The organism is Gilvimarinus sp. 1_MG-2023, assembly GCF_030548285.1.
Genome location: NZ_JAUOSC010000001.1, coordinates 566,235 through 592,101, shown reverse-complemented (window position 1 = coordinate 592,101; position 25,867 = coordinate 566,235). Strand labels below are relative to the sequence as shown.

Sequence of the window (25,867 nt, the reverse complement as noted above, 5' to 3'; positions counted from 1 at the left end):
CTTGCACGTTCTGATTAGTCTGTTGGGTATGGCGACTTTGCTGTTGCTGGCCTTTGCTTTGAGTGAAAACCGCTCTCAAATTAACTGGCGCACGATTCTGGTGGCTTTTGCGGCTCAGTTGGGGTTGGGAGCGCTGGTGTTGTACTCCTCCTGGGGGCGATCTGCGCTTAAACATTTGTCTGATGGTGTCTACAGTGTGATTGGCTATGGCCGCGCTGGTATTGAATTTATGTTTGGTGGCTTGAGCGGGGATTCTGTCGGTTTTATTTTCGCCTTTAATGTGTTGCCAGTGGTCGTTTTTTTTGCCTCTTTTGTCTCCGTACTCTATTACCTCGGCATAATGCAGTGGGTTATTCGCTTGCTCGGGGGCGCATTGCGGTTTTTATTGAATACAAGCCGCGCCGAATCATTATCCGCGACAGCGAATATTTTTGTGGGGCATACCGAGGCTCCTATGGTGGTGAAACCCTACCTGCCCACCATGACACGGTCTGAGTTGTTTGCGGTAATGGTTGGGGGGCTTTCGACCGTTGCGGGGTCGGTACTGGCTGGGTATGTCGGTTTAGGTGTGGAGCTTAAGTATCTGCTTGCGGCCAGCTTTATGGCGGCGCCCGGCGGTTTTTTGATGGCCAAGCTGATGGTGCCCGAAACCGAAACACCGCGCGACGACCTGGCTATTGCCGAAGATTCTGAGGGCAATGCTAACGTGTTTGACGCTGCGGCCACAGGGGCCAGTAATGGTATGAAAATGGCCGCCAATATCGGGGCTATGTTACTGGCGTTTATCAGCCTTATTGCGATGGTAAATGGAATGTTGGCTGTGGTTGGCGGCTGGTTGGGGATGGACTATCTCAGTATGCAATGGGTGTTGGGTGGAATTTTTCGGCCTTTAGCTTTTTTGCTGGGTGTGCCCTGGGAAGAAACCCGAATCGTGGGCAGTTTGATCGGGCAGAAGTTAGTACTAAATGAGTTTGTGGCTTTTATTGATCTCGCCGCTCAGCGCGATGCTTTATCGGCCCGCTCAGAAGCCATCGCATCCTTTGCTCTATGTGGCTTTGCCAATTTTGGGTCGCTGGCGGTGTTGCTGGGTGGCTTTGCCACGCTGGCACCAACCCGTCGCGCCGAAGTTGCCAGCATGGGGCTTAAGGCTGTGTTTGCCGGTTTTTTTGCCAATATGATGAGCGCGGCAATCGCATCCATCTTTATTGTCTCTGTTTAATGAGCAAATCATTCGGCGACCGATTGTTATGGCGTCGCAGTTAAATTCAGTGAGATAGAACCATTGTGCCTGTGCGTGCTAACATGCAGTGCTAGCAGGTTGTTGAAAAACCCCATACGTACTCAGGCTTTTACACTGAGCATGCATAGAATTTTTCAACAGTCTGCTTGGCTAATTTGATTTATTTGGGGGAAATCGTGGCCGCAAAAAAGAAGTCGCAAACAAAAAAAACGCAAACAAATAAGTCGGACAGTACCGAGAAGCACTTTCACTCCTTGCGCGGCATACTGTTGCCCAAAGGCCAGCACCCGGAAATTCGTCGCTTAAAGCGCGAGGCGGAGGAGCCTTCGCTGCACGGTAATAAAGTGTGGCGCTCCAGCGCGGTGTTAATGGATTATTTGCTGGATAACCCTATTAAAAAGCGTGCCCGTGTTATGGAAATAGGCTGTGGCTGGGGTGGGCTGAGCTGTTTTATGGCAAAGCACTTTGACGCCCGAGTGACGGCATTGGACGCCGACGGTGCCTTGGCGCCTTACGTTGAATTTGTAAAATCGGCCAATCAGGTGAAGCGTGTTGAGTTTATGACGAAGCGCTTTGAGAAAATCACCAAAAAAGATCTTGAGGGTGTCCATACACTGATTGGCAGTGAGATTTGTTTCTGGGATGAAATGACCAAGCCGCTGTTTAATCTTATAAAAAGAGCGCGGGCCGCGGGCGTGAAGAATATATTGATTGCCGATCCGGGGCGTACACCCTTTTTGAGTTTGTTCGATCTGTGTGAAGATAAATTCGGTTGCGACCTGATCGAGCACCGCATTAGCCAACCCTGGAAGACGTCAAAGTTTATTCTGCAAGTTGATGGGAAATAAGCGCGGTCTGAAGTAGGGGTGGGTAAAACTGTTGTCGCTGCCACCTCCAAACCGTTGTACGGTTTTCAGGGGTGGCTTCGGCTGACTCTCCAGTCTTAGTCTCTCAGATTACTTGATCAGGCCCCGTCCGCACGCTGGGGGGCGGGGTCTGATAGTCGGGTTTATTGTTCAGACCATACCGTACAGTCTAAACACTGGGCGTAAACACGGTTGGGCTCAAGCTGCAGGGCTGCGCCGATTGAGGTGGCGGAGTCCAGTTGCGCTAAACTTGATAGCGCCCGCTCGGCGCTCTCGGGTAGTGGAATACTCACACTTGATAGCTGTTGCATAAATTGCTCGAAGGGCGTGAGCGGTTGTTCAATGGTTTTTACCTCCCACTGCTCTAGCTTGGCATAGGCCGCTGCCGCTTCAAGGGTATCGGTTAAGGTGCCCAACTTATCCACCAATCCTATTTCTAGTGCTTTGGCACCACTCCAAACCCGCCCCTGACCAATTTGATCCACCTGCTCTGCACTGAGGCCGCGCGCCTCGGCAACGGTATTTATAAACCGGCGGTATATTCCATCGACACTACTTTGCATAATAAAAGCAGTTTGCTTATCCATAGGCAGGGCGGGGTTCATGGCTCCGGCCAGTGACGTGCTGCCGATACCATCGGTGTGGATGCCGAGCTTATCCAGCGATTGATCGAGGGTGGGAATCACACTGAATACTCCGATTGAGCCTGTGATGGTGCTGGGGAGCGCCCAAATTTCATCGGCACTGGTGGCCATCCAATACCCGCCCGAGGCGGCAACGCCCCCCATGCTAATTAAAACGGGAATGCCGGAATCGCGCACCGCTTGAATTTCTGCTCGAATAACTTCGGAGGCAAATGCGCTGCCACCGGGACTGTCGATACGAATCACTAAGGCTTTTATGTCGCCATCATCACGGGCTTGACGTAATAAATTGATAAAGGAATCGCTGCCTACAGTACCCGGTGGCTGCTCACCGTCGTAGATAGTACCACTGGCATTGATGACCCCAACATAGGACTTACCAGGCAAAGGTAAAGAATGTTGATGATCTAAATAGCGGTACCAGTTAACGGCTTTAAAACTGTCGGCTTGCCGGTCGTAACCGAATTGATCGATCAGTTCGGCACGAAGGTGCTGGCGGCTGTGCACGTGATCCACTAAGCCTGCTGTCAGTGCCATTTGGGCGGGGTCACCTGCGGCCACTTCGAGACGCTGTTGGATATGTTCAATTAAGTTATCAATAGCGCCAACGGGCAATGAACGTTGTGTTTCCACCCGACTGGTGTACAGGTTCCATAGTTGATTGATCCATTGACGGTTATGCTGACGCGAGGCATCGGACATGTCATTGCGCATAAATGGCTCGACCGCATCTTTAAATTTTCCGGCACGGAAAATATGAAAGTTAATGCCGAGCTTGTCGATGGCTTCTTTAAAATAACTGCGGTAGCTGCCATAGCCCATTAACATTACATGGCCCATATCGTGTAAATAAATGGTGTTGGCATGGCTGGCTAAATAATATTGAGCCTGATTGTAATGATCGCTATAGGCGATGATCTCTTTGCCGCTGTCTTTAAAGCTCTGCAGGGCTTGGCCAACCTCATACAATTTGCTGATGCCGCTGCTGGCGAGGTAGTTAAGATCTAATACTAAATGGGTGATACGCTCGTCCGTGCGGGCATTGGTAATGGCTTGTACCAGATCACTGACCAAAGTTTCCGATTCATAAGGATCGCTCCCGTTTAGCGCAGCCAGTGGCGCGACGGGCTGCCGCTCATCGACTAAAAATCCTGAGGGGGCGATATAAAGCGCAAAATTGTCGGGCAATATATCCGCTTCGCGCTGGCTGATGGCGACAATAATGGCCACTATAATAGCGAGAAATATCAAGTTGGCCAGGGCGCGGCGCAAGCAGGTTAGTCCCCGCCAAATGAAGGAAAAGAACCGAGCAACGGGGTTGCGTGAAGAATGTGTATCACTCACAGAATGAGTCCTTTCTTAGCGGGTTAAAGGGGGGCGGCGTTCGGATTTTGTCGAGCTGCCAATAAACTGTGTTGGCGCCAGCGGCTGCCCATCATGGCGGCGCAAAACACTACCACGGTAACCAAAACTCCGAGGTAATCGAGCACGCTGGCCGTGGGCGACATAGCATTGACGACAAACCCCATAAAATAAAACAACACCACAAAGCATAGCCAGCTGTAAGTGCGATAGTGGCCTCTAAAACAGCCGGGAATAAACAGCGCGAGTGGCAGAGTTTGAATGCTCCATCGCACCCAACTGCCATTTGCCTCGGTTAAGTTAACCCAGGTGAAAAGAGCACTCAAAAGGCACAGCGAGCACAGACAAACCAAACGCGCTATGTGGTATTTGCGGGTTAAAGGGGCAATATCGTGAGCTTCGTACTGGGGGATTTTCATCGCTGAGCCCCCAGTGCCAAAGCCAGCTTTGCTAAGCGCGCGCCCTGAGCATGACACAGCGTTCGCTCGGAGTCGCTCAGCTCGGTGCTCGCATCACTCCAGTGGCTGGCGCCGTAGGGTGTGCCGCCGTGGCGAGTGTTGTTTAACTCAGCTTCGCTGTAGGGAATACCACTGATTAGCATGCCGTGATGCAGCAGTGGCAACATCATGCTGACCAAGGTGGTTTCTTGCCCACCGTGTAAACTGCCGGTGGAGGTAAACACACCGGCGGGTTTATCAATCAGGTCACCGTTGAGCCACAAATCGCTGGTGCCGTCGAGAAAATATTTAAGCGGAGCGGCCATATTACCGAAGCGGGTGGGGCTGCCCAGTGCCAGAGCGCTACAGTGCCTAAGCTCGTCTTTGCTGCAATACACGGCGCCGTCAGTTGGCACCTGGGGCAGACTTGCCTCGGTGTCAGGGGAGACGCTTGGCACGGTGCGCAGCTTGGCCTCAATGCCAGAAACCGACTCAACTCCGCGCGCTATCGCTTGGGCCAGCTCGGCGGTGGCACCGTGGCGCGAGTAATACAGTACAAGAACGTAGGGTGTCACAATAACTCCAGCACGTTTTCTGGTGGGCGGCCAATGACGGCCTTGTTGTCGACAATCGCAATAGGGCGCTCAATCAGCTTTGGGTTTTGCTGCATCGCTTGAATAATGTGTTGGTCACTGAGTGCCGGATCGGCCAAATTTAGCTCTTTGTAGGCCGCCTCTCCCTTGCGTAGCAGTTCGCGCGGAGTAATCCCCAATTTTTTAATAACCTCGGCCAGCTCCGACACACTGGGGGTTTCGTCTAGGTACTTGATGATTTGGGGGCTAACGCCGCGCTCTTCTAGTAGGCTCAGTGCCTGCCGAGACTTGGAGCAGCGAGGGTTGTGATAAAGTTGCATAGAGAAATTCCAGCTCAAGCTAAGAGTGTAAAAGCCGATTATATCGGTAAGCGGGCGCTTAACGTAACCGGCTAAAAGTCTTATTGCTCCCTTGAGTCTTGCGCACAGTGTTAAAAACCGTATATTGTCTTGTTATTGGACAGTATCTCTTCGCTATACTGCGAAGGGCATCTTTAATAATACGCAGTCGCCCTCAAGATAAATTTAAATGGACTCAAAAGCCTCAATGAGTACACCGCTGTTAATTTGTGATGACTCGAAAATGGCCCGCAAGCAGGTTGCGCGCTCACTGCCCCCTGAGTGGGAGGTAGACATTACCTTCGCCACTAATGGTCTTGAGGCGGTGGAGGCTATACGTGCCGGTCAAGGTGAAATGGTCTTTTTAGATCTCACCATGCCTGAAATGGACGGTTATCAAGTACTTGAGACCGTTCAACAGGAAAATCTAAAAAGCGTGATCATCGTGATTTCGGGTGATATTCAACCCGACGCACTAGAGCGGGTGACCGGCTTAGGCGCCCTCGATTTTATTCAAAAACCCATTAACGCCGATAAGTTGCAAGATACACTGCGCCGTTTTGGGCTTATCTAGAAGTATCTTTTCACATGCAGTTTTCTGAATTTGGTCAGCGCTTGACCGCCGGCTCCGGTATTGTCTCGCTGATGGACGATCTTGGCACAGCTTTGCGTGAAAACCCCGATATGCTATTTCTCGGCGGTGGTAATCCGGCTCGGATTGAGGCGGTAGAGTCCTTGTTGAGTGATGCGGCCCGTCATGTGCTGGACCAGCCTGAGCGAGCCCACGAGATGTTTGGCGTTTATCAGTCGCCCGCGGGTGATCTTGTTTTTCGCAAGAGCCTGGCCGAGCACTTAAATCAGCAGTTCGAGTGGGGGGTAGGTGCTGCCAATATTGCCTTAGCCAACGGCAGTCAGAGCGCTTTTTTTACCCTGTTCAACCTCTTGGCCGGACGCCACAGCGACGGCTCTAACCGGCAAATACAATTACCTCTGGTGCCTGAGTATTTGGGCTACAGCGAGCTGGGGCTTACGCCGGACTTTTTTCATGCCAACCGGCCCAGCATAGAGCGCTTAAGTGAGCACGAATTTAAATACCATCTCGATCTCGACAGTCTGACGGTCGAGCCCAATAGCGCAGCATTGTGTGTTTCGCGGCCCACTAACCCCACGGGCAATATGATTGGCGATACCGAGATGGCTGCGCTGGATAGGCTCGCTCAAAGCGCCGCAGTGCCTTTAATAATCGATGGTGCTTACGGGCTGCCATTTCCCGGCATTGTTTTTACCGAGGCCAGCTGTCGCTGGAATGACAATACGATTTTGGTCTTAAGCCTCTCTAAGCTAGGGTTTCCCGGCGCTCGAACCTCTATTGTGATTGCCGCCGAGCCATTGATTGAAGCCTTCGCCAAAGCCAATACGGTCATTAGTTTGGCTGCAGGCAATATCGGCCCGGCGGTGGCCCACGAGCTGCTTAAGCGCGAACAGCTGCTCGCCATGGGGCGTCAGAGTATTGCCCCTTTTTACCAGCAGCGCTGCCATCAGGCCGTGCAGGTGCTCCAGCGGGCACTGGCTCATTTACCTTACCGTCTGCACAAACCGGAAGGAGCAATCTTTCTCTGGTTGTGGTTTGAGGGCTTGCCAATCACCTCGCAGGCGCTCTATGAGCGCTTAAAAGCGAAAGGGGTGTTAGTGATCGCCGGCGAGCATTTTTTTCCGGGATTGACCGAGCCCTGGCGCCACCGTTACGAGTGTATAAGGTTAAGCTACGCACAGCCGGCGGATGTTATTGAGCGAGCGGCACAGATTATCGCGCAGGAGGTTACTCAGGTTTACGAGCAGGACGGCTGAGCCGATACCAGGGACGGGTGCTTTGGCATAAGTGCTGGAAGTGTTCGCGTTTGCGCGCTTGACTATCGTAAAAATAATACTCGTCGGTGGGGGCGCGGTTTACCCAGCGGTTTGCATTTTTGATGAGCTCAACATGTAGGCTGGGAACCCCAAGCTTGCGATCACTGTTGTGATTCTGGTTCCAGTCAATAAGCACTTTATGGCAGGCGTGAACCGCTGCTTGTTGTTCATCGGTCGCTTCAATTCGTCGGCAGGTAAGAAAGCCGGTAATAGCACTCTCGGTATGGTTTTCAAAAAAAATTTCACTACCACAGACAATCACGTCGAATAGCTTGGGCATAGTTGTCGAGAAACCTTGGTTGTCAAACTGCATGGATGGCGGTCTATCCGGCTGTAGTAAAATCCCTTGAGCGCGCCAGACCTAGTGCTGCGAAAGCTTCCAGGTTGAGTTCGTAAGGGGGGCTTTCCACAGCCAGTGCCCATAAATTTAGCGACCACACGGGTCGGTGATACTTGGGCGGGCGGCATCATAGCTGAAAGTCTAGTCGGAACCTAGGGCTATAGCTAAGTCATTGGCGCCTGTATTTCTGCAAATTAAGACATGGTCGTGGTTAAATGGTATTCCATTAGGGGTATATCGAGCCCAATTTAATCTTCTGTTGGCGTACAACTATGAGGCATAGTGGTATTTATGGCTTATCTTCCTTTGGCAAAATTGCACGAACTTTACGATGGTTATCGCCAATCGCTGCGCATTAAGGGCGTAGATTTACTGCTGCTGCAAGAGGATGGGCGGCTTTTGCTGCTGCTGAATCAGTGTCCACACCAGCAGGCGCGCCTCGATCAAGCGACGATCCATGGCTCTTGGCTGCGCTGCCCGGCCCACGGCATGGAATTCTCGCTCGATACCGGCCGTGCCGCCAACCCGGCTACCTGCCAGGGGGCCCTACAGGCATTTCCTCTGGTTTATGAAGGTAACTCAGTGGGAGTAGAGGTGGATTAACCACCGCCCTAAGCGTACCTAACGCCAGTGTGGTGCCCACTCATGGGTTTATTTTGCCTATCGCCCCCATAAGCGTGTTTACGCGGTTTCTCGAAGCTTGTCACTGAGGTATAATTGCGCCCTTTTTGGCGGCCAGGTCTCCTGGAGCGCTGTTTGTTGGTAGGTTTATTTGCGGAGTAACAGACTATGCCTATCTATGAATACCGTTGTGAAAGTTGTGGCCACGAGCTCGAAGCACTGCAAAAACTCAGTGATGCGCCACTAACCGACTGCCCGGCTTGTCAGCAGTCGAGTTTAATCAAAAAGATTTCAGCGGCCGGTTTTCGCCTAAAAGGTGGTGGCTGGTACGAAACGGACTTTAAGTCAGGCAAAAAGAAAAATATTGCGGGCGATGCCGCCAAACCGGCTGCCGGCAAAAGTGAATCGAAACCGGCAGCGCCGGCCAGTTAAATCGGGGACACCCCCTAAGCGAATAGACGGGAATACAATTATGCGCAGTCAATACTGTGGCGCTCTGAATGCCTCTTTTATCGATCAAGAAGTCACCCTGTGCGGCTGGGTTGATCGCCGCCGCGACCACGGCGGTGTCATTTTTATCGACCTACGCGATCGCGACGGCATTGTACAGGTAGTGTTTGATCCGGACGCCAAAGAAAACTTCGCCCTGGCCGATAAGGTTCGCGGTGAATATGTCTTGCAGGTGACCGGTAAAGTACGCGCTCGCGATGCCGCCACGGTAAACGCCAATATGGCGACCGGTGAAGTTGAAGTCTACGGCACTGGGCTGGAAATTCTTAATGAGGCTGAAACCACGCCGTTCCCGTTGTCGGAACACTCCAGTGTGGGCGAGGATGTGCGCTTAAAGTTCCGCTACTTAGATTTGCGTCGTGCCGAGATGCAAAAAAGTTTGCAGTTCCGCTCCAAGGTGACTATTGCCATTCGCAACTACCTGGACGAAAACGGCTTTCTGGATATAGAAACCCCCATTTTGACCCGTGCCACCCCAGAAGGTGCGCGTGATTACCTGGTGCCTTCGCGCACCCACGAGAACAAATTTTTCGCACTGCCTCAGTCACCCCAACTGTTTAAGCAATTGCTGATGGTGTCGGGGTTTGACCGCTACTACCAAATTGCTAAGTGTTTTCGCGATGAAGATTTGCGCGCGGACCGCCAGCCTGAGTTCACCCAAATCGATATCGAAACCTCTTTTATGGATGAAGAGGGCATCATGTCTATCACTGAAGGCATGATCAAAACCTTATTTAACGATATGCTCAGCGTTGATTTGGGTGAGTTCCCGCGTATGGATTACGCTACGGCTATTGCCAAATACGGCTCCGATAAGCCGGATATGCGTATCCCGCTGGAGTTGGTTGATATCAAAGATCTGATGACCGAGGTTGAGTTTAAAGTCTTCTCCGGCCCTGCCAAAGACCCTAAAGGTCGTGTTACTGCACTGAAAGTGCCTGGCGGTAACGAAGCCTTAACCCGTAAGCAAATCGATGACTACACCAAATTTGTCGGTATCTACGGCGCCAAAGGTCTGGCTTACATCAAGGTCAATGACGCCAGCGATATGGAAAATGGCTTGCAGTCACCCATTGTGAAATTCCTGCCCAACGATGTGCGCAAAGCTATTTTGGATCGTGTTGAAGCGGTTAACGGTGATCTGATTTTCTTCGGTGCCGACAAAGCCAATGTCGTCACTGAAGCCTTGGGTGCACTGCGTTGTAAGCTGGGTGAAGACCTTAATCTCTACACCTGCGAGTGGGCGCCGCTGTGGGTAGTGGACTTCCCCATGTTTGAGGAAAACGATGACGGTTCCATGCAGGCGCTGCACCATCCGTTCACCGCACCATCGTGCTCACCCGACGCTCTAAAAGACAGTCCCGCCGAAGCGCTGTCACGCGCTTACGACATGGTGCTTAACGGTACTGAATTGGGCGGTGGCTCGGTTCGTATTCACGACCAATCCATGCAGCAGGCAGTATTTGAAATTCTTGGTATTAGCAGTGATGAGCAGCGCGAAAAGTTCGGCTTCTTACTCGACGCCTTGAAGTACGGTGCGCCACCACACGGCGGCCTGGCCTTTGGTTTGGATCGTTTGATTATGTTGATGACGGGTACCAGCTCCATTCGCGATGTCATCGCTTTCCCTAAAACTCAGAGTGCGGCCTGTGTTATGACCGATGCACCGGGTGCGGTTGATGCCACCCAGTTGCGCGAACTGCACATTCGTTTACGTCAGAAAGAAAAGCAAGAAAAAGCGGCCGAGTAATTACCGCACGACCCAAAAAGCCGGGCTTATGCCCGGCTTTTTTTTAAGTAACATAATTGCTCTGTATCGCCAAACGCAGCTAAGAGATCCATCGTAAACAACGCAAAACAGCTCAGGCTGTTTTCAGTGCGTCGGTGGGTTTCGGCCCGCCGATGGAGTAGAGCACCGTATTGCCGTATTATAAGGGTTCGCACTCCTGCCGCCGATGTCTAGGGTGGGGCAGTTAGATTCATTTAAGGCCGTATTCTTATGACGCTAGTAATGGGGATAGACCCAGGCTCTCGCAAAACCGGGTTTGGTATCGTCAATACGGTAGGCTCGCGCACAGAATATGTCACCAGCGGGGTGATTCGCATACCGGATATCGCCTTTCCTGAGCGTTTAAAACTGATTTTTGACAGTGTTACCGAATTGATTGAGCAATATATCCCGCAAGAGTTTGCTATTGAGCAAGTGTTTATGGCTAAAAGCGCCGGCTCGGCTCTTAAATTGGGGCAAGCGCGCGGCGCGGCGATTGTGGCTGCGGTTAATCAGAATTTACCGGTTAGCGAATACGAGGCGCGCAAAGTCAAACAGGCAATCACAGGCACTGGTGCGGCGGATAAATCACAGGTGCAGCATATGGTGAAAACATTACTTAAGTTGCCTGGTACGCCTCAAGAGGACGCAGCCGATGCACTGGCCATCGCTCTGTGCCATGTAAACTCCCAACAACATTTGTTAAAAACCGCGCGCGCGCGCAGCTTTCGCCGTGGCCGTATGGTATAAAGGGCTTTTAACGATTGGGTGAACGCGCGACATTATGATTGGACGATTACACGGCACATTGCTCGAAAAGCAGGCTCCATTTTTGCTCTTGGATGTGGGCGGTGTGGGCTATGAAGTGCAGGCTCCAATGACCACATTTTACGCCTTGCCCGAACTCAATCAGCCCGCCACCTTGTTTACCCATCTGGCCGTCAGTGAAACTGCCCAACAGCTGTTTGGTTTTGCCCAGCGCAGCGAGCGCGACCTGTTTAGAACCTTAATTAAAGTAAATGGCGTAGGGCCCAAGATGGCAGTGGCTATTTTATCGGGTTTGGATGCGATGCAAATTGCTCACTGTGTGCATGAAGACAACGTCGGCGCGCTGGTCAAAGTGCCGGGCGTGGGGAAAAAAACCGCTGAGCGTTTAGTGATTGAACTGCGCGATAAACTGCCCGCGCCAGCCGGAGGTGATTTGCTTAATCCCGAGCCTCGGGCTCGCCTGACGACCAATGCTGACAGCGAAGCCGAAAGCGCCTTGGTGGCATTAGGCTATAAACCCACCGAGGCGAGTCGCATGGTAAACGCGGCCAAAAAAGCTCAACCCGCAGCCAGTGCGCAAGAACTGATTCGCTTATCGTTAAAAAAGGTGGCAGGCTAGTACGCCATGATTGAAACCGACCGACTTATCGCCCCCGATGCGATTCCACAGGAAGAACAAATAGACCGCGCCATTCGCCCTAAATCTCTGGCCGAATACGTGGGGCAGCCTGTCGTTCGTGAGCAAATGGAAATATTTATTCAGGCGGCTCATCAGCGCGGGGAATCGCTTGATCACACCTTAGTGTTTGGCCCCCCCGGATTGGGTAAAACCACGCTGGCCAATATTATTGCTCAAGAAATGGGCGTAGCCCTCAAAAGCACCTCTGGTCCCGTACTGGAAAAAGCCGGGGATTTGGCGGCACTTATGACCAATCTAGAGCCTGGTGATGTGCTTTTTATCGACGAAATCCATCGCTTAAGCCCCGTGGTTGAGGAAATTTTGTATCCGGCGATGGAAGATTTTCAGCTGGATATTGTCATTGGTGAGGGGCCAGCAGCGCGCTCAATTAAACTGGATTTACCGCCTTTCACTCTGGTGGGTGCCACTACCCGTGCGGGGCTTCTGACCTCACCACTGCGCGATCGCTTTGGTATTGTACAGCGTCTGGAATTTTACAATATCGCTGATCTGACTCACATTGTCGGCCGTTCGGCGGGTTTGCTCGGGGTGGAGATGGATCAGGCCGGTGCGGCCGAAGTTGCCAAGCGCTCGCGTGGTACCCCGCGTATTGCCAACCGATTACTGCGCCGGGTGCGCGACTACGCTCAAATTAAGGCCGACGGACGTGTCAGTTGTGATGTGGCCGACAAAGCGCTCAATATGCTTAATGTAGATGTGCGCGGATTTGATCATATGGACCGCCGCCTGTTGGCCGCTTTAATGGACAACTTTGCCGGCGGCCCGGTCGGGGTGGATTCTCTCGCTGCCGCTATTGGCGAGGAGCGGGGCACTATTGAAGATGTGATTGAACCCTACCTGATTCAGCAGGGGTTTATCAGCCGCACGCCGCGCGGGCGCACTTTAACCGCCTTGGCTTACCAGCATTTTGGCGTGCCCACACCGGATCGATTTAAGGACCCTTCGTGACCTCGGACATCTTCTCCATTCCTGTGCGTGTTTATATTGAAGATACCGACGCCGGTGGTATCGTCTATTACGTTAACTACCTCAAGTTTATGGAGCGCTCGCGCACTGAATTTTTGCGCCAATACGGTTATGATAAGCCCGCCATATTGGATGATGGAAAGCTGTTAGTTGTGCATCGCGCCGAGGTGGATTACAAACGCTCGGCCCGGCTTGATGACTTGCTAAGTGTCACCACCGAAATTGAAAAGCTGGCGCGCACCAATGTAGTGTTCCGCCAACGTATACTCAAAGGGAACGAATTGATGTGCGCAGGTCTAATACGCATTGCCTGTATTGCACCAGAAACCATGAAACCTTGTGCCATGCCTGCCGCCATGCGTGAGCAGTTGGCTACCAATACAATCACTGACAAAAGTTGAGTCGCTATGCCGAACGAACACTCTTTATCTATTTGGGGGTTAATCGCCAACGCCAGTTTGCTGGTGCAACTGGTCATGGCAATTTTGTTTTTAGCCTCGGTCGTCTCTTGGGTGATGATCATTCAACGGGGGATGTATCAAAGTCGGGCTCGCGCTAAATTTCTCGCTTTCGAGAAAAAGTTTTGGTCGGGGATTGACCTGAACCAGCTCTACCGACAAAGCAATGGCAATAACGCTGTCGATGGGGTGGAGAATATATTCCGGGCCGGTTTTAAAGAGTTTATGCGCTTGCGCTCGCAAAGCAGCGCCGACTCCGACGCGGTCATGGAAGGTTGTCAGCGCGCTATGCGTGTGGCGTTAGCCCGCGAAGAAGAAAAGCTCGAAACCAACTTGCCGTTTTTAGCCAGTGTCGCTTCGGTTAGCCCGTACATCGGTTTGTTCGGTACCGTGTGGGGCATTATGAATTCATTCCGCGGTTTGGCCAATGTGCATCAGGCCACCTTGGCAACGGTGGCGCCCGGTATTTCCGAGGCGCTAGTGGCAACTGCCATGGGTCTTTTCGCCGCGATTCCCGCAGTGCTGGCCTACAACCGTTTCTCGGCCCGCGCCGAGTCGATGGAAAATCACTACCAGACATTTGCCGAGGAATTCTCCTCGATATTGCACCGCCAGGTGCACAGCAAACAAGTCTCGTCGTGAACCTCGAACAACCGTTAAGTAGGGTAGTCTAATGGCCGCATTCGGACCCAAAGTAAAAAAGAAACCCATGGCGGAAATCAACGTGGTGCCTTACATCGACGTGATGTTGGTACTGTTGGTGGTGTTTATGGTCACCGCGCCTATGTTAATGCAAGGGGTGAAAGTTGATCTGCCGCAGGCACCGTCGGCACCGATGGACGACAAAGACGATGAGCCCTTAATTGTGTCGGTGGATAAAGACGGCAACTATTACGTAGAGCTTGGTGGCGATCCTAAAGTAGGTAAGCCGCTGGAGCAAATTACCGCAATGGTGTCTAAAGTCTTGGGCGAAAAGCCTGACACGCCAGTGCTGGTGTGGGGTGATACGGCCGTGAATTATGGTGTGGTTATCAAGCTGATGACGGAGCTGCAAAATGCTGGCGCCCCTTCGGTGGGCATGGTCACTGAGCCGCCACAATAAATGTTAGATGCCTTATGAATAATCAGAGCCAGTTTGTCATTGCTGCCATTGTCAGTGTGTTTTTACATGCGCTGCTGTTGGCTGGTATTACTCTGGGCTGGGAAAGTACCTCTGATCCAACGCCACGGGTATTTAAGCCTCGTTATGTTGAGGCCAAACTGGTAGAGCTTAAGGCGCAAGATACTAAAGCACCTGCACAAAAAAAGAACAATGTGATTGACCTAACCAAAAAGCGCGAGCTTGAACAACAGCGTGCCGAGGCCGCTAAGCGAGCGAAAGAGGAGGCCGCTCGCCAGCGCCGCGTTGAACGCGAGCGCAAAGCCAAAGCTGAGGCCAAGAAAAAACGCGACCAAGAAGCCGAGCGCAAACGTCAGCAGGCGCTAGAAGCTAAGCGCCGTGCCGAAGCAGACGCCGCTAAGGCAAAAGCTGAGCGTGAACGCCAAGAGCGTATTGCCGAGGAGCGACTAGACGACGCCATGCGCAAAGAAGAGCAGCAGCGCCAGGCGCAGTTGGCAGCCCAGCAGACGCAAAGTTACGTCAATATGATCTCGTCGCGCATCGAGCAAAACTGGAGCCGGCCACCCTCAGCGCGACGTGGCATGAAAGTCGAGCTCTTGATACAGTTAGTGCCCACCGGACAGGTGGTTAATGTTACTGTGGTGCGCAGTAGCGGTAATGCCGCTTTTGATCGCTCCGCTGAGCAGGCGGTAAGACGTATTGATCGCTTTAGCGAGTTACGCAATATGCCACCTACATTATTTGAAGAAAATTTCCGTCAATTGAAACTGGTATTTGACCCCAAGGACTTGCGACTGTGAGAAAGCTTGTATCACTTTTACTTTTTTGTTTTGTGTCGGCCGCCCAGGCCCAGCTGACCATTGAAATTACTCAGGGGGTAGACAACCCCACTCGTATTGCCGTGGTGCCTATGGGCTGGAGTGGTAGCCAGCCATTGCCGGAAGATGTCAGTCGAATTATTTCCTCTAATCTGGAGCGCAGTGGCCAATTTGACCCTGTGCCCCGTACCAGTATGCTGTCTTTTCCCAGCTTTGAGGCCGATGTGTTTTACCGCGATTGGCGGGTGATGGGCACCGAGTTTCTATTGATTGGCGATATTAAAGAGGAAGCCGGCCGCTATTATGTCACTTATCATTTATACGATATTCTCGCTCAGCGCAAAGTGGTAAGTGCTGGTAAGGTGGATGGTGGCGCCGCCCAGTTACGCGATATAGCCCACCATATCTCCGATAAAGTGTACGAGAAAATCACCGGTATTCGCGGCGCTTTTGCCACACAGGTGCTCTATGTTGAAGCCTTTCAAAATACCGGCAGCGAGGATAAATTCCGCCTGATGTTGGCCGATGCCGACGGCGCTCGGCCGAGACAATTGCTGGAGTCTGACCAGCCACTGTTGTCGCCTACCTGGTCACCTGATGGTCGCAAAGTGGCTTATGTGTCTTTTGAGACCACCCGTCCGGCTATCTTTATGCAAGATCTAGCCACTGGGCAGCGCGAGCAATTAACCAACTTTACCGGTCTAAATGGCGCTCCAAGCTTTTCTCCAGATGGCACAAAAATGGCTATGGTTCTGTCAAAAGACGGAAATCCTGAGGTGTATACACTGGATTTAAACAGCCGCCGGTTTACCCGAATCACCAATCATTACGCTATTGATACCGAGCCGAGCTGGACTTCAGACGGAAAAGGGGTGGTTTTTACGTCAAATCGAGGCGGTAAACCACAAATTTATAAAGTGACACTTGCCAGCGGGCGGGTAGAACGCTTAACCTTTGACGGCGAGTACAACGCTCGCGGGCGAGTTTCGAGAGATGGCAAGACTTTGGTCATGGTGCATCAGCGCGGAGGTGTGTTTCATATCGCCGCTCAAGACCTGACCACAGGCACCTTGCGTATACTGACCGAGACAAACCTGGATGAATCGCCTACTATAGCACCTAACGGGGCTATGTTGCTGTACGCGACACGATTTGGGGGAAAAGGTATACTGGCTGCGGTCTCGCTCGACGCAGGCACGAAGTATCGTTTGCCATCCAAGCAGGGTGATGTAAGGGAGCCTGCTTGGTCACCGTTTTTTTAAACGTTTAGTAAGCCAAAAAATCAACAACTTGATCGGAGTCAAACATGATTACTAAAGCAATGAAACAGGGTCTGACTTTAGCCTTTGTAATGGCGTTCTTAGTGGGCTGTTCTAGCACAGACACTAAAGATTCAGACGCTGCTGGTGCAGATGCTAACGGTGGTGTAACAACCGGTACTTCTGGTAGTGGTTCGCTGGGCTCGGCTGATGGCTCTGAAGAGTCTATGGAAGCCTTAGAAACTGTTATTTATTTCGACTTTGATCAGGCGGTACTGCTGCCAGAATCGCGTTCACTGCTGCTGGCGCACGCTGAGAAGCTGCGCGGTACTGATACTGCTGTACGTTTAGAAGGTCACGCTGATGAGCGCGGCTCGCGCGAGTACAACATGGCCCTGGGTGAGCGTCGTGCCAATGCGGTTCGTGACTTTATGGTTCTGCAAGGTGTAAGCCGCGGTAACCTGGAAGTGATCAGCTACGGTGAAGAGCGTCCTCTTTCTATGGGTAGCGGTGAGTCTGCATGGGGCAAAAACCGTCGTGTAGAAATCGACTACTAAGAGTCGCGGTATGAAAAATACCCTGTTGTTGGCGGCCGCAATCGCGGCCGCTGTCAGTACAGCGGCTGTGGCGCAGGTGCAAGTGATTGACTCTTCGCCGCAGTCTGTATCGTCTCCCGTTCGAGGTGCGCCGGTATCATCGGGGCAAGCGACTGAGCAATCCGAACAGTTATTTTTCCAACTACAAACCCTGCAGCAAGAGGTTATGAACCTGCGCGGTATGGTGGAGGAGCAATCGTTTGAGATTAAACGGCTCAAGCAACAACGGTTGGATGATTATTTGAATTTGGATCAGCGCATCAGTGCGTTAACCACAGGTGGTTCAACCGGTGGTGCATCTGCAGTGACTGCTAATCCAATGACAAACACATCGGGTGAATCTACACAAGCAAACGGCCAGTCTGAGCTCGGGAAAGCACCGCTCAGCATGCCCGTGACGGCGCCTTCGGCGCTCTCACAGACCCCTACAGTCTCTGATGCCAACGAAGCGGATGTCTATGGCGCGGCTTACGATTTACTTAAGCAGCGGCAAATAGACGCTTCTATTGAGGCTTTTAAAGGTCACTTGCAAGCGTACCCACGCGGTGAATACGCCAGTAATAGCTATTATTGGCTGGGTGAAATCTACCTGTTAAAGAATAACCTGCCCGAGGCGCAGCGTTGGTTTGGCGATTTACTGGCTGAATTTCCCGATAGTCGTAAAGTGTCTGACGCACAGTTTAAGCTTGGTAAGGTCTACCACTTGCAGGGCGATAGCGCCCGCGCAGAAGAACTTTTAAATATTGTCGCAGCCAGCAATGCGGATGCATCGCGTCTGGCTCAGCGGTATTTGCAAGACAACTTCTGAGCATTAGCGTTTTAGATCGTTAAAAACCAGCTTTCGAGCTGGTTTTTTTATGGGTGTTCAGTTTAGAGGCGAAAGTGGTGTCAGTGTGGTGGGTAGTGGCATTTTAAGCATTTACATGGTTTTACTTGGGTGTGTCGAGGTGAGGTTAAAAGTGGGGCGAAAAAAAGGCCCACTAAAGTGGACCTTTTGGTGAACGATATCCAATCCTTGTTCGTGTCGGCATCCTTGGCCGTTTTTCCCTATAAGTCCGCTTCCTGCGGCTTGGCATCCTGCCTAAAAATTATTTAAACCCCTGTCGCGGTGGTTTATTCGAGATTCCTACACCTGGGTGTTGGTTTGCTCGATATGACAAATCCGTTGTCGTTCCCTATTAAATTTTATTTTCCCTGGCTAGTCCGTAGCTAACATCCTGTGAACCTTCCTGGCCCCTTGGTCATCCGTGTAACGTCCCTGTGCTAAACAGTATCGCCAAACCTCGTGACGACGAACAGTGGTGTATGACGTTACTTTTTGTGAGACATCTCCTACAAAGTGGATTTTGATGCCATCATCGAATGATTTGATAGCAGGGGACGTAATTACTGCCCGGCAACTTCATTCGCCCTTGCTGCTGGAAAGCATCCAGCAACTCATCTACAGGGCCCATTATGGAAGCGTCACCACAGATCTCAAATAAGCCGTGCTCTTCAATGGCACGAATGCCGGCATCTTTTACATTGCCGGCGACTATTCCCGAGAAAGCACGGCGCAAGTTCGCGGCCAACTCGTGTTTAGGAAGTTGTGGCTGCAAGGTGAGGTTGCGCATATTCTCGTGACTGGGTTCGAACGGCAGTTGAAAATTCGGTGCAATTTTTAGCTGCCAGTTAAAGTAATAAGCATCGTCGGTGTCTTTACGGAATGCCCGAACCTCGCCCATCCCCTCAACCATATGGCGTGCTACCGCAGCCGGATCGTCGATAATCATGGTGTAGCGGCTTTGCGCCTCAGCCCCTAGAGTCAGGCCAATAAAATTGTCGATTTGTTCGAAGTAGCTGCGGGCCGATTCGGGCCCGGTAAATATTAGGGGGAAGGGCAGTTGCTGGTTGTCTGGGTGCAGTAAAATGCCCAATAGGTAGAGAATCTCCTCGGCCGTACCGGCGCCACCGGGGAATACCACAATGCCGTGGCCACTGCGCACAAACGCCTCTAGGCGTTTTTCAATATCCGGCATAATCACCAATTCGTTGACGATGGGATTGGGCGCTTCGGCGGCGATAATGCCCGGTTCGGTAATGCCGATATAGCGGCCAACCCCCAGGCGCTGTTTGGCGTGGCCGATGGTGGCACCTTTCATGGGGCCTTTCATTGCGCCCGGGCCACAACCCGTACAAATGTCCAGGCCGCGCAGGCCCATTTCATAGCCGACCTTTTTGGTGTAGTCGTATTCACCCACACTGATCGAATGGCCGCCCCAGCACACCACAATATTGGGGTCGACCTTGGGGCGGATGATTTTGGCATTGCGCAGCATATGAAACACCGCGTCGGTAATCGCTGCAGGGGCCTTGGTTTGCTCGCTAGACAATAACTTTTGTTCGCCGCTGGCAAATAACACATCGCGCAATACGGCAAACAAATGCTCACTGATACCGTGAATCATTTTGCCATCAACAAATGCGCTGCTGGGAGCCCCATTTACTTCCAACTTAATGCCGCGCTCTTCCTGAATGACCCGAATGGCAAAGTCGGGGTAGCGCTCCAGCAACTCTTTACCGTCATCCAGGGTGTTACCACTATTGAGTACCGCCAGCGCACAGCTGCGAAACAGCGTGTACAGGCCGCCCTGGCTGGCGTCCAATAAACGAGAGGCCTCGGTTTTAGAGAGTATATTGAGTTGGTTTTGGGGAGAGACTATAGCGTCTATGGTGTCGTACTGCCCGTTTTCTTGGTGGGCGTGTTGATAGGGTAATTGAGTATTTGGCATCGCGTCCTCTACAGCTCAGACTGATCGTATTGCATGGTTGGGAACCTGACGTTAACCGTGCACGGGTTTTACTTAAGTGTACTCTATTTTGTGTTAAGGCTTCGTATCAATAGAGTAGGTTGGTCTAAAATGGGGCGTACCCATGGGCAAAATTAAAATCGTGACCAGTAACGGTGCGTTGGTTGTCGGCGTTACGGTGTAAGATACTTGTCCGGCCCCTGTGGCCGTGGGCTGTGTGGCCTCTTGAGCCTTTGGCATGCTTCTTGTTCATGTCTGAGGAAAATGTCGGCGGATTAGCCACACTGGATTGATAAAACGCGAAAAAAGTTGGCGCGGTATGCCCCAAGCGCCCGAGTAAAAAACAATAGAGTTAAGCCATTGACCTCAGTTACGTCACATCGACAAGTCGCGGAGCCTGCCGGCGCTGTGGACACCACTCGTGTCTCGCGCTCCTGGCAGGCAAGTCTCGCGCTGCGCTTTGCGCACAGGGCCGGTAAAACAGCGGTCACCCGGGCGCAGCATTATGGCCCGTTGAGAATTCAGCGCCCCTTTTACCCCGAGTGCGACTGTGCCCATGTGTATTTATTGCATCCGCCCGGTGGATTGGTGGTGGGGGATGCGCTTCATATTTCTCTCGGTGCCGAAAGTGGTGCTGCCGCTCTGGTCACCACGCCCTCCGCGGGTAAGGTCTACTCGCTCGCGGGTTTACAGCACAGTGATAGTACCACCACGCAATCGCAACACATTGATATTACTGTGGCCCAGAACGGACATTTGGAATGGTTGCCACAAGAAACCATTGTGTTTAATGGGGCTAACGCACGGCTACACACCAAGTTAACCGCCGCACTTGGGGCTACGTTTATCGCGTGGGATATAGCTTGTCTGGGGCGCCCGGCTTGTCAGGAGGTGTTTGATACCGGCAGCGTGCATCAGGATTTAGAGGTGTGGGTAGATGGCGTGCCCCGGCTAATTGAGCGCAACCATATTACCGGTGGTGATGCGTTTATGCAGCAACCCTGGGGCCTTAATGGCGCCGGCAGTCTGGGTACCTTGGTGGCTTCTGGTAGCCCCAGTCGCGATTTGGTGGATCAATTGCTTGAAGAGCTCAACCAAGCCGCCAACGGCAGTCAACCCAATTGGGGTTTAACCCAAAAAGAAGATTTATTTATCGCGCGTTATATAGGCCCCAGTGCCTATGAATGTCGCAAAGGTTTTATTCACATTTGGCAGGCAATCCGGCCTGAGGTTTGTGGTCGCGAGGCGGTTGAGCCTCGTATTTGGCATACATAATACAGGGGAGAGAGCGGTGGAATTAAATCCGAGAGAAAAAGATAAGTTGATGCTGTTTACCGCAGCGCTTTTGGCTGAACGTCGCAAAGCGCGCGGGGTGAAGTTGAATTACCCGGAATCCATTGCCCTGATCAGTGCCGAGATTATGGAAGGCGCCCGCGACGGGAGAACCGTGGCGGAGTTGATGGATTACGGTCGGCAAATCCTAACCCGTGAAGATGTTATGGATGGTATTGCCGACATGGTGCACGAGGTACAGGTTGAAGCCACCTTTCCCGACGGAACCAAGTTGGTAACCGTCCATAACCCCATTGTTTAGGAGGCGCTTGTGATTCCAGGAGAATATCAAATTGCCGAGGGCAGTATTGCTCTCAACCCGGACCGCGAAACGGTCACGGTTATGGTGGAAAACACCGGCGATCGCCCCATACAGGTGGGGTCGCACTATCATTTTTTTGAAGTGAACCCAGCGCTGACTTTCGATCGCGATAGCACCCGTGGCTTTCGTTTAAACATTGCCGCCGGTACCGCCGTGCGCTTTGAGCCCGGCCAAGAGCGCGAGGTTGAATTGGTAGCGGTGAGCGGCGATAAAATCATTTACGGATTCCGTGGCGACGTCATGGGGGGGCTTTAAAACATGGCTACAATAGATCGCAAGGCTTACGCCGATATGTTTGGTCCCACCACGGGCGATAAAGTGCGCTTGGGGGATACCTGTCTGTGGATTGAGGTGGAAAAAGACCACACTATCTACGGCGAAGAGGTTAAATTTGGCGGCGGTAAAGTGATACGCGACGGCATGGGTCAGTCTCAGGCCAGTTGCGCCGACACCCCCGACACCGTTATTACCAACGCGCTTATTGTGGATTACTGGGGCATTGTTAAAGCCGATGTCGCCCTGAAAAACGGCCGCATTGAAGCGATTGGCAAAGCGGGCAACCCGGATATACAACCGGGCGTGGATATTATTATCGGGCCAGGCACAGAGGTGATTGCGGGTGAAGGGCAGATCCTTACTGCCGGTGGCATCGACGCCCACATTCATTTTATTTGTCCGCAACAAATCGATGAAGCATTAATGAGTGGTGTGACCACCATGATTGGCGGCGGAACCGGCCCGGCGACGGGCACCAACGCCACCACCTGTACCCCTGGCCCCTGGCACTTGGGTAAAATGTTGCAAGCGGTGGAAAGCTTTCCGATGAACATCGGCTTGCTCGGTAAAGGCAACGCCAGCTTGCCACTGGCACTGGAAGAACAGGTGCGCGCCGGTGCGCTCGGCCTAAAGCTGCACGAAGACTGGGGCACCACGCCGGCCTCGATTGATAACTGTTTGAATATCGCCGAGCAGTACGATGTACAGGTGGCTATTCATACCGACACCTTAAACGAATCGGGTTTTGTCGAAGACACCATCGCCGCATTTGGCGGCCGCACCATTCACACTTACCACACCGAAGGTGCCGGTGGTGGTCACGCGCCGGATATTATTAAAGCCTGTGGTCTGTCCAACGTCTTGCCATCGTCCACTAACCCGACCCGGCCCTATACCGTCAACACCATCGACGAACACTTGGATATGCTGATGGTATGTCACCATCTGGACCCTAACATTCCAGAAGATGTCGCCTTTGCCGATTCGCGTATTCGCAAAGAAACCATCGCCGCCGAGGATATTCTGCACGATCTAGGGGCTTTCTCCATGATCAGCTCCGACTCGCAAGCCATGGGGCGAGTGGGTGAGGTAGTGTGCCGTACCTGGCAGACCGCACACAAAATGCGGCAACAGCGCGGCGCACTGGAAGGTGAAACCTCCAGCGTTGATAACTTTAGAGTAAAACGTTACTTAGCCAAATACACCATTAACCCAGCCATCGCACACGGCATATCGCACGAAGTGGGCTCAATTGAAGTGGGTAAGTTGGCTGATCTGGTGTTGTGGAAGCCGGCGTTTTTCGGCAGCAAGCCATCGCTGATTATTAAAGGTGGCGCCATTGCCGCAGCGCCCATGGGCGACCCCAATGCGTCCATCCCAACTCCGCAGCCGGTGCATTACCGGCCCATGTTTGGCGCTTACGGCAAGGCCTGTACCGGCACCTCGGTGTCTTTTGTCAGTCAGGCCGCAATAGAGGCAGGTATTAAAGGTTCGCTGGAGTTGGAGCGCCGTTTGGTTGGTGTTAAAGCCTGCCGTTCGGTGACCAAATCGAGTATGGTGCTCAACGATTATCAGCCCCATATGGAAGTCGACCCGCAAACCTACGAAGTGCGGGCCGATGGCCAGTTGCTAACCTGCGAGCCGGCCACCGAGTTGCCCTTGGCTCAGCGCTACAGTTTGTTTTAGAGGTTTTTATGCTAGAAGCTTTTCATATTGTCGAGCGCCAGCCCGAGCCCACTATGCCCACAGCCGAGCTGACCTTTGAGCAGCGGCAAAAAAGTCGTCACCGCTGTCAAACTCGCTGCGGACAACCCCTCGGCTGGTTTTTAGAGCGCGGCCACGTTTTGGCCGATGGCGAGGTGCTGGAGTGTCGCGATGGCACCTTAGTGCAAATCGTTGCTGCCAATGAAAACGTCAGCCAGGTGGAGTCGAATGACGCCTTGGCCCTAATGCGTGCCGCATACCACTTGGGTAACCGGCATGTGCCCTTGCAAATTGGCGCGGGTTTTCTGCGCTACCAGCACGATCATGTTCTGGATGATATGGTGCACGGACTCGGGTTGACGATAAACGTTGCGCAATTGCCATTTCACCCTGAAAACGGTGCCTATCATGGCTCCGGACACGGGCACAGCCACGACCATTCACATAGCCATGATGAGGCCGTCGGATAAATGGCGGGCCAGGCGCTGTTGCATTTAATGCACTTGGTGAGCCCAGCGCTGCCGGTCGGTGCCTATGCCTATTCGCAAGGGTTGGAGTACGCCATTGACAGCGGCTGGCTCAAGGAGCAAGACGAGCTGGAAGATTGGATGCTGTCACTGATGCAGCGTTCCTTAGCGACTTTGGATTTGCCCTTGCTGCACCGCTTTTTCGCCGCCTGGCAATCTAATAATATTGACGAGATTAATCGGCTTAACGATTACCTGCGCGCCTGCCGCGAAACCCGCGAACTGTTGTTGGAAGACGAGCAGCTAGGCGTTGCCCTAAACCGTTTATTGCAATCACTAGAAGTAGCGCAAGCGGATATTAACCTTTATCGCGCCACGCCCAGTTTTACCTGTCAGTTTGCATTGGCCGGCGTGCATTGGAATATTGCCATCGAAGATTTGGCCGAAGGTTTTGTGTGGAGCTGGCTGGAAAACCAAGTGGCCGCGGCGACTAAAATAGTGCCTTTGGGGCAAACACAGGCGCAAAAAATATTGGTGGCATTATTGCCCCATATTCCAGCGGTGTGTAAAGGGGCAAGTGATGTGCCCGATGAGCGTTTGGGGCAAAGTTTGCCCGGCGTGGCGCTCGCCTCCAGCCTGCACGAAAGACAATATTCGCGATTATTTAGATCGTAACGCGAGATAATTCTAATCTTATTAAAAGAGTAAATTTAGGAACTGTTATGCAAAAACCCACATTACGACTGGGCATTGGTGGCCCGGTAGGCTCGGGCAAAACCGCATTGGTAAAATCCCTGTGCGCGCATTTAAAAAATAAATACAACATCGCGGTTATCACCAACGATATTTATACCCGCGAAGATCAGGAGTTTTTACAGCGTCACAAAGCGCTGGAAGACGATCGTATCATGGGGGTCGAAACTGGCGGCTGCCCGCACACAGCGATCCGCGAAGACGCCTCCATGAACTTATCCGCCGTCGCCGAATTGCAGCGCCGCCACGAGGGGCTGGATGTTATTTTAATTGAAAGCGGTGGCGACAATTTGGCCGCAACTTTTAGCCCAGAATTGTCCGACTTAACTCTCTACGTCATCGACGTATCGGCCGGCGATAAAATTCCCCGCAAGGGTGGGCCGGGCATCACCAAATCCGATTTATTGATCATCAATAAAATTGATTTGGCACCGTTGGTGGGCGCCGATCTCGATGTAATGGATCGCGATGCGAAAAAAATGCGCGGTGACAAACCCTTTATCTTTACTAATTTAAAAGACGAAACCGGTGTGGCCGATGTGATTGCCTTTATTGAGCAAGCCGGCATGTTATCGGCTTAAGCTTTAACCTATTGCCCTTATATTTGATGTTAGGAGTTTTTATGAACACTGTAATAAAAATCGCTGCCGGCTTAATGACCTTATTGGTGACCTGCGTGGCGCAAGCACATCCACATCACAGCAGTGATGTGTCCGACCATATTCACTTCTCCATCGCAAGCTTTGCCTTGGTGGCTTTTTTACTGGTGGGGTACTGGGTTGTATCGCGCTACTTGCGCGGTATGGGCGAGCGACGCGATCGGGAAGACCGCTAGTGGGTTAATCGGTTTACCTATAAAGCAGAGCTATTTCGATGGGTCGGCCAGGGCAGGACCGGTGCGCCCTGTTTTGT

At 52.3% G+C, this 25,867-nt stretch carries 31 protein-coding genes; 25 read left to right on the top strand and 6 right to left on the bottom strand.

The window, feature by feature from the left end; genetic code table 11:
• Position 1 precedes the first annotated feature (1 nt).
• Both Q4563_RS02615 and Q4563_RS02610 read left to right on the top strand, forming a co-directional pair.
• A complete protein-coding gene (locus Q4563_RS02615; protein ID WP_336623026.1) occupies positions 2-1,219 on the top strand; it encodes a NupC/NupG family nucleoside CNT transporter in 1,218 nt (405 codons plus the stop codon).
• A 197-nt stretch (positions 1,220-1,416) separates the two neighbouring features.
• Entirely contained in the window at positions 1,417-2,088 is a 672-nt protein-coding gene (locus Q4563_RS02610) for a class I SAM-dependent methyltransferase (protein WP_303603491.1), read from the top strand.
• 161 nt (positions 2,089-2,249) lie between these two features.
• Here Q4563_RS02610 and sppA read toward each other — a convergent pair whose 3' ends face one another.
• Genes sppA through arsC form a run of 4 tightly spaced genes read right to left on the bottom strand, consistent with a single transcriptional unit; the run spans position 2,250 to position 5,462 of the window.
• The gene (gene sppA / locus Q4563_RS02605) at positions 2,250-4,094 is read right to left on the bottom strand and encodes a signal peptide peptidase SppA (protein WP_303603490.1); all 1,845 of its coding nucleotides are present in this window, start codon (positions 4,092-4,094) and stop codon (positions 2,250-2,252) included.
• 23 nt (positions 4,095-4,117) lie between these two features.
• A complete protein-coding gene (locus Q4563_RS02600) occupies positions 4,118-4,531 on the bottom strand; it encodes a DUF2069 domain-containing protein (RefSeq protein ID WP_215977700.1) in 414 nt (137 codons plus the stop codon).
• Entirely contained in the window at positions 4,528-5,124 is a 597-nt protein-coding gene (gene wrbA / locus Q4563_RS02595; RefSeq protein ID WP_303603489.1) for an NAD(P)H:quinone oxidoreductase, read from the bottom strand. The genes Q4563_RS02600 and wrbA overlap by 4 nt, the downstream gene beginning before the upstream one ends.
• Positions 5,121-5,462, bottom strand: a complete 342-nt coding sequence (gene arsC, locus Q4563_RS02590) for an arsenate reductase (glutaredoxin) (RefSeq protein ID WP_303603488.1) — start codon at positions 5,460-5,462, stop codon at positions 5,121-5,123. Before arsC ends, wrbA begins: the two co-directional genes overlap by 4 nt.
• Positions 5,463-5,688: 226 nt before the next feature.
• On the opposite strand from arsC, the gene Q4563_RS02585 reads away from it, so the two are divergent.
• On the top strand, positions 5,689-6,054 hold the full coding sequence (locus Q4563_RS02585) for a response regulator (RefSeq protein WP_215977787.1): 366 nt from the start codon (positions 5,689-5,691) through the stop codon (positions 6,052-6,054).
• Positions 6,055-6,068: 14 nt separating this feature from the next.
• Complete coding sequence (locus tag Q4563_RS02580; RefSeq protein WP_215977697.1) at positions 6,069-7,328, top strand: valine--pyruvate transaminase; 1,260 nt, start codon at positions 6,069-6,071, stop codon at positions 7,326-7,328.
• Here Q4563_RS02580 and Q4563_RS02575 read toward each other — a convergent pair.
• Positions 7,300-7,701: a hypothetical protein gene (locus tag Q4563_RS02575; protein ID WP_303603487.1), complete on the bottom strand. Its 402-nt coding sequence runs from the start codon at positions 7,699-7,701 to the stop codon at positions 7,300-7,302. The genes Q4563_RS02580 and Q4563_RS02575 overlap by 29 nt on opposite strands.
• A 318-nt stretch (positions 7,702-8,019) precedes the next feature.
• Here Q4563_RS02575 and Q4563_RS02570 point away from each other — a divergent pair, with 318 nt between their 5' ends.
• The 13 genes from Q4563_RS02570 to Q4563_RS02510 all read left to right on the top strand — a co-directional run bounded on the left by Q4563_RS02570 (position 8,020) and on the right by Q4563_RS02510 (position 18,120).
• Positions 8,020-8,331, top strand: a complete 312-nt coding sequence (locus Q4563_RS02570; RefSeq protein WP_215977695.1) for a Rieske (2Fe-2S) protein — start codon at positions 8,020-8,022, stop codon at positions 8,329-8,331.
• 186 nt (positions 8,332-8,517) lie between these two features.
• Positions 8,518-8,781: an FmdB family zinc ribbon protein gene (locus Q4563_RS02565; RefSeq protein WP_215977694.1), complete on the top strand. Its 264-nt coding sequence runs from the start codon at positions 8,518-8,520 to the stop codon at positions 8,779-8,781.
• A 40-nt stretch (positions 8,782-8,821) separates the two neighbouring features.
• Entirely contained in the window at positions 8,822-10,609 is a 1,788-nt protein-coding gene (gene aspS / locus Q4563_RS02560; RefSeq protein WP_215977693.1) for an aspartate--tRNA ligase, read from the top strand.
• Positions 10,610-10,858: 249 nt separating this feature from the next.
• Positions 10,859-11,377: a crossover junction endodeoxyribonuclease RuvC gene (ruvC, locus tag Q4563_RS02555; protein WP_215977692.1), complete on the top strand. Its 519-nt coding sequence runs from the start codon at positions 10,859-10,861 to the stop codon at positions 11,375-11,377.
• Positions 11,378-11,411: 34 nt separating this feature from the next.
• Positions 11,412-12,014 (top strand): Holliday junction branch migration protein RuvA, encoded by a 603-nt coding sequence (gene ruvA / locus Q4563_RS02550; RefSeq protein WP_215977691.1) that lies wholly within the window; start codon positions 11,412-11,414, stop codon positions 12,012-12,014.
• A 6-nt stretch (positions 12,015-12,020) separates the two neighbouring features.
• Positions 12,021-13,043 (top strand): Holliday junction branch migration DNA helicase RuvB, encoded by a 1,023-nt coding sequence (gene ruvB / locus Q4563_RS02545; RefSeq protein ID WP_303603486.1) that lies wholly within the window; start codon positions 12,021-12,023, stop codon positions 13,041-13,043.
• On the top strand, positions 13,040-13,462 hold the full coding sequence (gene ybgC, locus Q4563_RS02540; RefSeq protein ID WP_215977689.1) for a tol-pal system-associated acyl-CoA thioesterase: 423 nt from the start codon (positions 13,040-13,042) through the stop codon (positions 13,460-13,462). Before ruvB ends, ybgC begins: the two co-directional genes overlap by 4 nt.
• Positions 13,463-13,468: 6 nt before the next feature.
• The gene (gene tolQ, locus Q4563_RS02535) at positions 13,469-14,161 is read left to right on the top strand and encodes a protein TolQ (protein WP_215977688.1); all 693 of its coding nucleotides are present in this window, start codon (positions 13,469-13,471) and stop codon (positions 14,159-14,161) included.
• A gap of 31 nt (positions 14,162-14,192) precedes the next feature.
• The gene (gene tolR, locus Q4563_RS02530; RefSeq protein ID WP_215977687.1) at positions 14,193-14,621 is read left to right on the top strand and encodes a protein TolR; all 429 of its coding nucleotides are present in this window, start codon (positions 14,193-14,195) and stop codon (positions 14,619-14,621) included.
• 14 nt (positions 14,622-14,635) lie between these two features.
• The gene (tolA, locus tag Q4563_RS02525) at positions 14,636-15,439 is read left to right on the top strand and encodes a cell envelope integrity protein TolA (RefSeq protein ID WP_215977686.1); all 804 of its coding nucleotides are present in this window, start codon (positions 14,636-14,638) and stop codon (positions 15,437-15,439) included.
• On the top strand, positions 15,436-16,719 hold the full coding sequence (gene tolB, locus Q4563_RS02520; RefSeq protein ID WP_303603485.1) for a Tol-Pal system beta propeller repeat protein TolB: 1,284 nt from the start codon (positions 15,436-15,438) through the stop codon (positions 16,717-16,719). The genes tolA and tolB overlap by 4 nt, the downstream gene beginning before the upstream one ends.
• Positions 16,720-16,763: 44 nt before the next feature.
• The gene (gene pal, locus Q4563_RS02515) at positions 16,764-17,273 is read left to right on the top strand and encodes a peptidoglycan-associated lipoprotein Pal (protein ID WP_215977684.1); all 510 of its coding nucleotides are present in this window, start codon (positions 16,764-16,766) and stop codon (positions 17,271-17,273) included.
• Between the two features lie 10 nt (positions 17,274-17,283).
• Entirely contained in the window at positions 17,284-18,120 is an 837-nt protein-coding gene (locus Q4563_RS02510) for a YbgF trimerization domain-containing protein (RefSeq protein ID WP_215977683.1), read from the top strand.
• Between the two features lie 547 nt (positions 18,121-18,667).
• Here the strand turns inward: Q4563_RS02510 and ppnN are convergent.
• The gene (gene ppnN, locus Q4563_RS02505) at positions 18,668-20,083 is read right to left on the bottom strand and encodes a nucleotide 5'-monophosphate nucleosidase PpnN (protein ID WP_303603484.1); all 1,416 of its coding nucleotides are present in this window, start codon (positions 20,081-20,083) and stop codon (positions 18,668-18,670) included.
• Between the two features lie 426 nt (positions 20,084-20,509).
• Here ppnN and Q4563_RS02500 point away from each other — a divergent pair, with 426 nt between their 5' ends.
• Genes Q4563_RS02500 through Q4563_RS02465 form a run of 8 tightly spaced genes read left to right on the top strand, consistent with a single transcriptional unit; the run spans position 20,510 to position 25,790 of the window.
• Positions 20,510-21,376 (top strand): urease accessory protein UreD, encoded by an 867-nt coding sequence (locus Q4563_RS02500; protein ID WP_303603483.1) that lies wholly within the window; start codon positions 20,510-20,512, stop codon positions 21,374-21,376.
• A gap of 16 nt (positions 21,377-21,392) precedes the next feature.
• Positions 21,393-21,695: an urease subunit gamma gene (gene ureA, locus Q4563_RS02495; protein WP_215977675.1), complete on the top strand. Its 303-nt coding sequence runs from the start codon at positions 21,393-21,395 to the stop codon at positions 21,693-21,695.
• A gap of 9 nt (positions 21,696-21,704) precedes the next feature.
• Positions 21,705-22,010 (top strand): urease subunit beta, encoded by a 306-nt coding sequence (locus tag Q4563_RS02490; protein WP_303603482.1) that lies wholly within the window; start codon positions 21,705-21,707, stop codon positions 22,008-22,010.
• Positions 22,011-22,013: 3 nt separating this feature from the next.
• Positions 22,014-23,717, top strand: a complete 1,704-nt coding sequence (ureC, locus tag Q4563_RS02485; protein WP_303603481.1) for an urease subunit alpha — start codon at positions 22,014-22,016, stop codon at positions 23,715-23,717.
• A gap of 8 nt (positions 23,718-23,725) precedes the next feature.
• On the top strand, positions 23,726-24,205 hold the full coding sequence (gene ureE, locus Q4563_RS02480) for an urease accessory protein UreE (RefSeq protein WP_303603480.1): 480 nt from the start codon (positions 23,726-23,728) through the stop codon (positions 24,203-24,205).
• Positions 24,206-24,877: an urease accessory protein UreF gene (locus Q4563_RS02475; protein WP_303603479.1), complete on the top strand. Its 672-nt coding sequence runs from the start codon at positions 24,206-24,208 to the stop codon at positions 24,875-24,877.
• A 47-nt stretch (positions 24,878-24,924) separates the two neighbouring features.
• Positions 24,925-25,536 carry an urease accessory protein UreG gene (ureG, locus tag Q4563_RS02470; protein WP_215977672.1) on the top strand — a complete coding sequence of 204 codons (612 nt, stop codon included), beginning with the start codon at positions 24,925-24,927 and terminating at the stop codon, positions 25,534-25,536.
• A 41-nt stretch (positions 25,537-25,577) separates the two neighbouring features.
• Positions 25,578-25,790 carry a hypothetical protein gene (locus Q4563_RS02465; RefSeq protein ID WP_215977671.1) on the top strand — a complete coding sequence of 71 codons (213 nt, stop codon included), beginning with the start codon at positions 25,578-25,580 and terminating at the stop codon, positions 25,788-25,790.
• Positions 25,791-25,867: the final 77 nt, after the last annotated feature.

Coding starts and splice junctions, on each gene's coding strand:
- tolA (WP_215977686.1), top strand. CDS start 14,636: ATGAATAATCAGAGCCAGTTTGTCATTGCTGCCATTGTCAGTGTGTTT.
- ppnN (WP_303603484.1), bottom strand. CDS start 20,083: ATGCCAAATACTCAATTACCCTATCAACACGCCCACCAAGAAAACGGG.
- ruvB (WP_303603486.1), top strand. CDS start 12,021: ATGATTGAAACCGACCGACTTATCGCCCCCGATGCGATTCCACAGGAA.
- Q4563_RS02465 (WP_215977671.1), top strand. CDS start 25,578: ATGAACACTGTAATAAAAATCGCTGCCGGCTTAATGACCTTATTGGTG.
- Q4563_RS02570 (WP_215977695.1), top strand. CDS start 8,020: ATGGCTTATCTTCCTTTGGCAAAATTGCACGAACTTTACGATGGTTAT.
- Q4563_RS02510 (WP_215977683.1), top strand. CDS start 17,284: ATGAAAAATACCCTGTTGTTGGCGGCCGCAATCGCGGCCGCTGTCAGT.
- Q4563_RS02475 (WP_303603479.1), top strand. CDS start 24,206: ATGGCGGGCCAGGCGCTGTTGCATTTAATGCACTTGGTGAGCCCAGCG.
- Q4563_RS02565 (WP_215977694.1), top strand. CDS start 8,518: ATGCCTATCTATGAATACCGTTGTGAAAGTTGTGGCCACGAGCTCGAA.
- ruvA (WP_215977691.1), top strand. CDS start 11,412: ATGATTGGACGATTACACGGCACATTGCTCGAAAAGCAGGCTCCATTT.
- aspS (WP_215977693.1), top strand. CDS start 8,822: ATGCGCAGTCAATACTGTGGCGCTCTGAATGCCTCTTTTATCGATCAA.
- ureC (WP_303603481.1), top strand. CDS start 22,014: ATGGCTACAATAGATCGCAAGGCTTACGCCGATATGTTTGGTCCCACC.
- Q4563_RS02580 (WP_215977697.1), top strand. CDS start 6,069: ATGCAGTTTTCTGAATTTGGTCAGCGCTTGACCGCCGGCTCCGGTATT.
- pal (WP_215977684.1), top strand. CDS start 16,764: ATGATTACTAAAGCAATGAAACAGGGTCTGACTTTAGCCTTTGTAATG.
- tolQ (WP_215977688.1), top strand. CDS start 13,469: ATGCCGAACGAACACTCTTTATCTATTTGGGGGTTAATCGCCAACGCC.
- tolR (WP_215977687.1), top strand. CDS start 14,193: ATGGCCGCATTCGGACCCAAAGTAAAAAAGAAACCCATGGCGGAAATC.
- Q4563_RS02600 (WP_215977700.1), bottom strand. CDS start 4,531: ATGAAAATCCCCCAGTACGAAGCTCACGATATTGCCCCTTTAACCCGC.
- arsC (WP_303603488.1), bottom strand. CDS start 5,462: ATGCAACTTTATCACAACCCTCGCTGCTCCAAGTCTCGGCAGGCACTG.
- ruvC (WP_215977692.1), top strand. CDS start 10,859: ATGACGCTAGTAATGGGGATAGACCCAGGCTCTCGCAAAACCGGGTTT.
- Q4563_RS02575 (WP_303603487.1), bottom strand. CDS start 7,701: ATGCAGTTTGACAACCAAGGTTTCTCGACAACTATGCCCAAGCTATTC.
- ureE (WP_303603480.1), top strand. CDS start 23,726: ATGCTAGAAGCTTTTCATATTGTCGAGCGCCAGCCCGAGCCCACTATG.
- ureG (WP_215977672.1), top strand. CDS start 24,925: ATGCAAAAACCCACATTACGACTGGGCATTGGTGGCCCGGTAGGCTCG.
- Q4563_RS02585 (WP_215977787.1), top strand. CDS start 5,689: ATGAGTACACCGCTGTTAATTTGTGATGACTCGAAAATGGCCCGCAAG.